The sequence below is a fragment of the Deltaproteobacteria bacterium genome, from assembly GCA_029210625.1.
Classification (GTDB): domain Bacteria; phylum Myxococcota; class Myxococcia; order SLRQ01; family SLRQ01; genus JARGFU01.
Genome location: JARGFU010000025.1, coordinates 69,221 through 77,257, shown reverse-complemented (window position 1 = coordinate 77,257; position 8,037 = coordinate 69,221). Strand labels below are relative to the sequence as shown.

At 71.2% G+C, this 8,037-nt stretch carries 8 protein-coding genes and 1 pseudogene; 5 read left to right on the top strand and 4 right to left on the bottom strand.

Annotated elements, in window-relative coordinates:
• The first annotated feature begins 260 nt into the window (after positions 1-260).
• The gene (locus P1V51_20510) at positions 261-1,007 is read left to right on the top strand and encodes a hypothetical protein (protein ID MDF1565431.1); all 747 of its coding nucleotides are present in this window, start codon (positions 261-263) and stop codon (positions 1,005-1,007) included.
• Positions 1,004-1,648 carry a DUF523 domain-containing protein gene (locus P1V51_20505; protein MDF1565430.1) on the top strand — a complete coding sequence of 215 codons (645 nt, stop codon included), beginning with the start codon at positions 1,004-1,006 and terminating at the stop codon, positions 1,646-1,648. The genes P1V51_20510 and P1V51_20505 overlap by 4 nt, the downstream gene beginning before the upstream one ends.
• A 96-nt stretch (positions 1,649-1,744) precedes the next feature.
• On the opposite strand, the pseudogene P1V51_20500 reads toward P1V51_20505, so the two are convergent.
• Positions 1,745-1,912: pseudogene (locus tag P1V51_20500) on the bottom strand (DinB family protein).
• 118 nt (positions 1,913-2,030) lie between these two features.
• On the opposite strand from P1V51_20500, the gene P1V51_20495 reads away from it, so the two are divergent.
• The 3 genes from P1V51_20495 to P1V51_20485 are packed head-to-tail and all read left to right on the top strand — an operon-like array spanning position 2,031 to position 5,450.
• A complete protein-coding gene (locus P1V51_20495; protein MDF1565429.1) occupies positions 2,031-2,471 on the top strand; it encodes a response regulator in 441 nt (146 codons plus the stop codon).
• A 39-nt stretch (positions 2,472-2,510) separates the two neighbouring features.
• Positions 2,511-4,271: a hypothetical protein gene (locus P1V51_20490; protein MDF1565428.1), complete on the top strand. Its 1,761-nt coding sequence runs from the start codon at positions 2,511-2,513 to the stop codon at positions 4,269-4,271.
• Positions 4,272-5,450, top strand: a complete 1,179-nt coding sequence (locus P1V51_20485) for a hypothetical protein (GenBank protein MDF1565427.1) — start codon at positions 4,272-4,274, stop codon at positions 5,448-5,450. It abuts the gene before it with no gap.
• 61 nt (positions 5,451-5,511) lie between these two features.
• Here the strand turns inward: P1V51_20485 and tolB are convergent, their stop codons facing one another.
• Genes tolB through tolR form a run of 3 tightly spaced genes read right to left on the bottom strand, consistent with a single transcriptional unit; the run spans position 5,512 to position 8,035 of the window.
• Positions 5,512-6,837: a Tol-Pal system beta propeller repeat protein TolB gene (tolB, locus tag P1V51_20480; protein ID MDF1565426.1), complete on the bottom strand. Its 1,326-nt coding sequence runs from the start codon at positions 6,835-6,837 to the stop codon at positions 5,512-5,514.
• Positions 6,837-7,586 (bottom strand): energy transducer TonB, encoded by a 750-nt coding sequence (locus P1V51_20475; GenBank protein ID MDF1565425.1) that lies wholly within the window; start codon positions 7,584-7,586, stop codon positions 6,837-6,839. Before P1V51_20475 ends, tolB begins: the two co-directional genes overlap by 1 nt.
• Positions 7,586-8,035: a protein TolR gene (gene tolR / locus P1V51_20470; GenBank protein ID MDF1565424.1), complete on the bottom strand. Its 450-nt coding sequence runs from the start codon at positions 8,033-8,035 to the stop codon at positions 7,586-7,588. The genes P1V51_20475 and tolR overlap by 1 nt, the downstream gene beginning before the upstream one ends.
• Between the last annotated feature and the right edge of the window lie 2 nt (positions 8,036-8,037).

The window sequence follows — 8,037 nt, the reverse complement described above, 5'->3', positions numbered from 1 at the left end:
GTCGGTCGTCGCCTCGAGGTCGATCACCAGGTAGTGCTTGACCTCGCGGAGCTCGTCGCCGCTCACAGCTTCTCGGCCAGCCCAGGCCCCATGGCGAGGCCCCGAGCCCCCTTTGTAGGGTAGACTCTACCCTCGAACGCCCCACCGGCTGCGTCTGATAATGCGATTTCCGTCAACCGGCCTTCGCAAAAAGGGCGGTTGTCCTTCCTACACCTCAGCCGAAACCTGCTAGTTTCCCCGCGAACCAAGAGGGGGACCCCATGCAGAAGCAGGAATACGTCCAGCAGATGGTGTCGAGGTCGTACGAGCGTGCGGCCCGCGATCCGCTCTTCCTGGACAAGCTGATCAGTGACCGTCAGGCCGCGCTCGAGGAGGTCTTCGAGGAGATCCCCGGGGACGACGGAACGGAGCGCCCGGTCGGCGCCGAGAAGAAGGAGGTCTTCGCCAAGACCGGCACCTACCTCTCGACGGCGCCCATCTTCAAGCGTGCGGAGATGGAGAAGCCGGTCGGCCAGCTGATCGATGACAGCCGCACCGCCTACCTGCGCACCATCGTCCAGAGTCAGGCCCTCTTCTGGGTGGGCGTCCTGATCGCGGTCGTCACCGTGGGCGTCGAGCTCTGGGGCGTGCTCACCGGCGTGGCCTGGGGCCCCCTGCTCACCGGCGGCCTCTTCGGCGGCGGGCTGGGCCTGGGCTTCGTCTACACCGCCTTCATCAAGCGGCCGCTGGATCAGCTGCAGAACGCCGTGGGCAACCTGGCGCAGATCCAGATCGCCTTCCTCGGCTACCTCGATCAGGTCGCGGTCCTGATGGCGCAGGTCGCCCAGGGCTCACTCGACGAGGCGACCCGGATCAGCGACGCCCTCGGCCAGGCCGCCGAGGACACCGCGGCCCGGATCGAGCGCTACTGCGAGTACCGCGGCAACGACGGTGCCCTGTCGCCCTCGTCGATGGTCGCCGCGCCGCCGCCACCCATCGCGGTCGCCCCTGCGCCTCCCCCGGGGTGAAGCTCGCTCTCCACCCCGGGGCGGTCGCCGCCCTGCGCGAGCCCACCGAGGCCGACCCCTGGCGCCTGCTGGTCTCGGCCTGCCTGACCGGCGCGCCCTGCGGGGTGGACGGTGACGACTACGGGATGGGGGCAAAGAACGCGGAGCTCCTCGCCCTGCCCACCCTGAAGGTGATCCCCTTCTGCCCCGAGGACCACGGCCTGGGCACGCCCCGGACCATGCCCGATCTGCACGGCGGGGACGGCCGGGCCTTCCACGCCGGGCGGGCCCGGGTGCTCGACCAGCACGGCCAGGATCTCTCCGAGGGGATGCGGCGGGGGGCCGAGGCCATGCGCGATCTGGCCCTGCGCGAGGAGGCGGAGCTGGCCTTGCTCACCGACGCCAGCGCGGCCTGCGGCACCCAGGTGATCTCCCTGGGGTGCCGCTTCGATACGCCGCGCAGGTTTCAGTTCGGCTTCGGGGTGGCCGCGGCCCTGCTCGTCGAGGCGGGCATCCCGGTGGTGAGCAACCGGGACTTCGCCACCCTGGGGAGGCTGCGCGCGCGCCTCCAGCCCGGCTTCGTGCCGGACCCGGAGGCGAAGGACCACCACGACCACCCCTGGGTGGTCGAGCACCGCTCCGAGATCCTCTCCCACGAGTGATCCCGATCACGGGCGAAAAAGTCAGGCCCCATGGCGAGGCCCCGAGCCCCCTTTGTAGGGTAGACTCTACCCTCGAACGCCCCGCCGGCTGCGTCTGAAGGTCTCGAAGTACCAGCTGGTGTGGCCGAGGTGCCACTTGAGAGGGCTGGCGTCGGGCATGCTCTGGACCACCAGGTCCTCGACCTCGAGCCCCTCGCAGAGCGCCATCGTCTGCTCGCGCACCGCCAGATACCTCGCCACCCGCTCCTCGCCCGCCTGGCCCATGCCTCAAGGATAGGTCCTCGCACCGCCCGGGCGCACGTCGCTTCACCGGACGGACCTCCCCGCTCGGCCCGGCGCGCTTTCCCCACGGGGGCGTCGGCTCCTGCTAGACTCCGGAGCAGTGAATGCCAACATCCTGGTCGTGGACGATGACGAGACCGTTCGCGAGCTCCTCGAGATGGTCTTCCGCCGTGAGGGCTGGGGCGTCACCCTCGCCAGGAACGGAGAGGAGGCCGTCGATCACCTCTCCAGGAAGAGCTTCGACCTCATGCTGACCGATCTGCACATGCCGCGGATGGACGGCTACTCGCTGATCCCCAAGGCCCTCGAGTTCGCGCCGGACATGCCCATCATCGTCCTCTCGGCGGACTCGACCCTCGAGTCGATCGACCGGATCTTCCGCCACGCCATCAAGGCCTTCCTGCCCAAGCCCTTCGACGACGTGGGCAAGGTGCTGAAGAAGTGCCGGCAGGCCCTGGAGCTCTCCCGGAGCCACCGGGATCTCCAGGAGAAGCTCACCCGGGCCCAGGAGGCGCTCTCCCGGGTCCGCGACGACGGCTAGGCCATGCCCCCCCGGCAGGCCACCATCGCGCGAGGTCTCGTGGAAGCGCTGCTCGTCTTCGGGCTGCTCCTCCCGGCTGGAGGGGTCCGCGCCGAGGTCGGTCGGCAGGTCCACCGCCTCCGCTGGAGCTCCGTGCCGGGGATCGAGCTCTACGAGGTGGAGATCTCGACGGACCAGGCCGGCAAGAAGGTCATCCACACGACCCGGGTGCGGCGGACCTACCTCGAGTGGGAGCCCCCCTCCCTGGAGAGGGACTACTGGTATCGCGTCCGGAGCATCGACGCAGACGGCCGCCCGGGGGTCTTCACCCAGACCAAGCGGATCCAGGCGCCGAGGGGCGGCCCCCGGGCCAGCAGCCCCTCCGGGGGGAGCCCGATCCTCTTCTCCGGGGGGCAGAGCGTTGTATTGCGCTGGGAGGCGCAGCCGGCCGTCCGGCAGTACGAGATCCAGCTCGCGAAGCAGCCGGGCTTCGAGACGATCCTCGCCGCGCTGAGCGCCCGGGGCCGGGCCGAGCAGAGCTGGACGCCGCCGCTCCCGGGGACCTATCACTTCCGCGTCCGGGCGATCGACGCGGCCGGCCGCAGCTCGAGCTGGGGGACGCCGGGCACGATCGACCTGCGCCTGGCGGCCCCCGAGCTGAGCGCACCGCGAGCGGGGGTCCAGCTCCCGCTCGTGGAGGGCGTGGCCACGGCGGAGGTCCGCTGGCAGTCCGGGCCCGCCGCCGGGCACGAGCTCCAGGTCGCCCGGAACGCGGCCTTCGACCGGGGGACCAGGACCTCTCCTGCTCCTCGCAGCACCGCCACCTTCCGCACCCGCCGAACGGGGCGCCACTTCCTCCGGGTGCGCTCCCGGGATCAGGATGGGCGCTGGTCGGAGTGGAGCAAGCCCCGGCAGCTCGAGGTCGTCGCCACCCAGCTGACCCTCGCGGCGCCGGCGGAGGGAGCCAGCTTCGGGTCCGGGGCCGATCGGCCGCCCCTCGTCTTCCGGTGGGACGAGGTGACGTTGGCGCAGGGCTACCGCCTCCTCCTCACCCCCGAGGCGGGGAACCCGGCACCCGCCCGGATACTCCCCGCGAAGACGGCGACCCTCGAGCTCGAGGCGCTCGAGCCCGGCCGGTGGAAGTGGCAGGTGCAGGCGCTGACCGGCGACGGCAAGGTGCTGGGCGCCTCCGAGACCCGCACCCTGGAGCAGCAGGCCCCGCCCTCGCTGCCCTCTCCTCCCGTCGCCCTGCGCGGGGGATCGCCGCCCCCCGCCGGCTTGGGGCCCCTCTCCCCCTCACCGGGCTCCCCTCGCTCCCTTCTCCACTTCGCCTCGCTGAGTGCGGGGGGCGTGATGACCGGCGGCGGTGACCTGGGCTGGACCGTCGGCCTGGGGGCCGGACACCGCCCGCACTTCCTCCGGGGCCGCACCTTCGGCGAGCTGATCCTGCAGGTCTCGCATCTGCGCAGCCCGCTCTCGGGGCTCGCCCCGGGTGAGGAGGGGAGCGCCACCCTCCTGCGCCTGCCCTTGCAGCTGAGGGTCGGCTACGCCCTCGGCGAGGGGCGGCTCCAGCCCCACGCCTCGGCCGGGCTGATCCTGGAGTCCTACTGGGCCCGCGCCCGGGTCTCCGATCGCGTGCTCGCCGGAGAGCGGGGCCTCCTCTTCGGGGCCAGCCTCGGCCTCGGGCTGGGCCTGGAGCTGGGTCCTGGTGCGCTCCTCTGCGAGCTGGAGCTGCGGGCGCTCTCGGTGCAGCGGGGGATCTTCGAGGTCGGCGGCCTGGGGGTCGCCCTGCAGCTCGGCTACCGCTGGAGGTGGCGCTAGATGAAGTCCCGGATCCCGGTTCCCGTCCTCCTGCTCCTCGCAGCGGCGCTGCTCTGCGGATCGGCCTGCCGGAGCCGCACCCACGACGTGGGACCGATCGAGGTCGAGTCCATCACGCCGGACGGCGCCCTGCAGGGGGACACAACCCCCGTCACCCTCCAGGGCAGCGGCTTCGCGCCCTCCGTGGTGGCGAGCTTCCGGCGAGGCGGCGAGAAGCTCCTGAGCTATGCCTTCGAGGCGGAGCTCTCCGGCGTCGCCCTGCAGGACGTGACCTGGGTGGACGAGGAGACCCTCACCGCCACGGTGCCCGGCACCCTCCCGGTGGGGCTCCACGACCTCCTCGTGCGGGCCCCCGACCTGCGGGAGGCCTCGCTGCCCGAGGCCTTCACCGTCGTCGATCCGGCCGGTTGCGGAGATGGAAGCTGCGTCGCCCCCGAGACGGCGATCAGCTGCCCGGCCGACTGCCCGCCCGTCTGCGGCGACGGCCAGTGCACCGGCAACGAGACGGCCACCAGCTGTCCCCAGGACTGCGCGACCTGCAACGGCGACGGCCGCTGCATCCCTCCGGACACCTTCGCGACCTGCCCGCAGGACTGCAGCGTCGACTGCGGCGACGGCGCGTGCGGGATCGACGAGACCCACTACTCCTGCCCGCTGGACTGCGCCTCGGGCTGCGGCGACGGCTCCTGCAGTGGCTCGGAGACGGCCCAGAGCTGCCCCATCGACTGCTCGGCGGGCTCCTGCGCCGCCTGCAGCGGAGGCACCTGCACCGAGGTCGTGACGGGGGCCGCCACCCCGGTTTGCACGGTCTCCGGCTGCGACTGCACCTTCGACTGCACCTCGGCCACCTCCTGCAACGCCTTCTGCCAGGACGGGACCACCTGCACCATCGGTTGCCAGGGGACGACCGGGATCTGTGACACCCGCTGCGCGGGAGGCGCGGACTGCACCGTCGACTGCGCCGGCGCGGACGACTGCACGGCGTTCTGCGCCGACGCGTCCACCTGCACGATCGACTGCACCGGCGCGAACAACTGCCTGAACGACGTCGACTGCCGGAACTCGGCCCGCTGCCTCATCGACTGCACCGGCGCCACGAGCTGTGGCTTCGAGTTCTGCATGGGCGGGCAGCAGTCCTGCCCGAACGACATCGTCGTCTGCAACCGTCCCTGCCCCTGAAGGCCGGGCGCGGTCTTCAGCTGCCCGAGGGAGGGCCCGCGCCCTTGGGCGGCCCGGGCCTTCAGTCGGCCTTGGCCGTCCAGGGGCCCCACGCCGGCGTGTAGTAGCTGCCCGCGGGCAGATCGAGCAGGCGCTGGCCGGTCCCGTCCGCGTTCATGATGTAGATCCGCGGGGTCCCGCTGCGGGTCGAGGTGAAGGCGATGTGCCGGCCGTTGGGAGAGAAGCTCGGCTCCTCGTTGTTGCCGGTGTCCTGGGTGAGGCGACGGATCTCGCCGGTGTCGGGGTTGACCGTGAAGAGGTCGAAGACGTTGCGCTCGTCGCGGGCGGTGAAGGCGATCACGTCACCCCGGGGCGACCAGTCGGGGGTCTGGTTGTAGTTGCCCTGGAAGGTGATGCGCTTCTGCCCCGAGCCGTCGGCGTTCATCACGAAGATGTGAGGGTTGCCGTGGCGCGAGGAGACGAAGGCGATCTTCTGGCCGTCGGGGGACCAGCTGGGCGAGGTGTCCACCCCGTAGGCGTCGGTGAGGCGCTCGATCTTTCCGCCCTGCGAGGAGGTCAGGTAGATCTCGGCGTTGCCGTCGGCGATGCGGGTGAAGGCGACCTTCTTGCCGTCGGGGGAGTAGGCGCCCCCGGTGAACATCGCGTCCCCGCCGACCAGCCGCTTCACCTTGCCGTCCAGGGTGGCGGTGTAGAGGTCGGGATCTCCGTCCCGGTAGGAGGTGAAGAGCAGCCCGTCGCCCGCGGGGCTCCAGGCGGGCAGGAGGTTCAGCTCTCCGCCGACCACCCGGCGGGCCCCGTTGCCATCCCAGTCCGAGACCCAGACCTGCTTCTTGCCGTCGATCTTGCGGATGAAGGTCAGCCGGGTGTCGAAGATGCTGCGCTCCCGGGTGAAGTAGTGGACGACCGCGTCGGCCAGGCGGTGAGCGAGGCTGCGCACCTCGGCCGCGCGGTCCTCGAAGGTCCACTCGGCCAGCTGCTCGGCCCGGGTGACGCCGAAGAGGCGGGCCTCCACCTTCAGCTTCTCGCCCTCGGCCGAGAGCTGGATCTTCAGCAGGCCCTCGGCGCCCACGTTCGCCCAGTCGTTGAACTTGATGGCCAGGGCGGTCATCCCCTCGTCGGGCCGCGCCAGGAAGGAGCGGGGGTCGAGGACCTGGAAGAGCCCGCTGACGTCGAGGTCGTAGCGGAGGCGCTCCACCAGCAGGTCGGCGGCCGCGCCCTGATCCGGGGACGCGGTGAGCGGCCGGGGGATCGCCAGCGGGTAGGGCCGGAAGGTGGCGCCGCTGATGTCGATGTAGGGGCGCTCCGCCCGGGCCAGGGAGGGCAGGCCGAGGGCCAGGAGGAGGAGGAGGGAGAGGAGGCGGCGCGCGTGCATGCTGTTCACTGGCATCAGATCTTGAAGCGGAGGCCCAGGCCTTCCTTCTGGAAGGTCTCTCGCCAGCCCTCCGGAGGAGGGGGCAGGGGGCTGGCCGCGTCGATCGCTGAGAGGAGGGCGGAGTCGAAGTGTTCGTTGCCGGAGGGGGTCTCGATCTCCCGACGGAGAATGCGACCGTCCGGAGAGACGAAGATGACCACCGTGGCATTCAGGAAGAGGCGCTCACGGTCGGAGATGATGCTGGGGATCCGGTAGTGGGAGCGCACCGCCCGCTGCACGAGCGCCAGGTAGCGGTCGCCCTCGCCGGCGTCGGAGGCGTTGCCCCCGGGGTCGCCCTCGGGGTCGCCCGCCGGGGCCTCGGCGGTGGCGTTGGGATCGTACTGCTCGGCGATCCGGGAGATCGCGGCGGCCAGGTCCGCCTCGCTGCGGTCGGGCGTGTCCTCCTTCACCGCCTCGGGGACCTTCTTCTTCGGGATCACCGGGGCGTCGGGCTTCGGGGGCAGGACCGCCGCCGCCGGCTTGGGCGGGGGAGGGGCCTTGTCGATCCGGGGCAGGAGGTTCGCGTCGCGCTTCTCACCCAGCCGCACCAGCTTGGCCACGATCGGCTTGGTGTTGGTCCGGATGGGCGCCTGGGCGTTCACGCAGGAGGCGACCATCGCGATCACCAGCAGGCCGGCGTGGACCACGAGGGAGCCCACGAAGGTCCAGAGGGCCAGGGGATCGGCCCGGCCCCGCAGTCCCGAGGCGGAGACGGCGGCGCTCATCAGCGGCCCCGCTTGCCCTTCTTCGCCCGCTCCTCGGGCTTCTCGGTGGGATCGGTGATCATCCCCAGGTTCTCCACGCCGGCGCGCTTCATGATGGCCATCACCTCAACCACTACGCCGTAGGGGAGCTTCCGGTCTGCGTGCAGATAGACTTCCTTGTCCTTCTGCACCCGGGCGTTGGCCTTGAGCTTCAGCTCGAGCTCCTCGAGGGGGATCTCGACCTCGCCGATGAAGACCTTCTGCTCCTCGTTGACGGTGAGGATCAGGGGCGGGTCGTCCTCCTCCATCGCCTGGGCCCGGGCCTCGGGCAGATCGACCTTCACCCCCTGCACGATGAGGGGGGCGGTGACCATGAAGATGATGAGGAGGACCAGCATCACGTCCACCAGGGGCGTGACGTTGATGTCGCTCATCGCGCGGCGCGAGCCGCCGCCGGTGCTCATCCCCATCT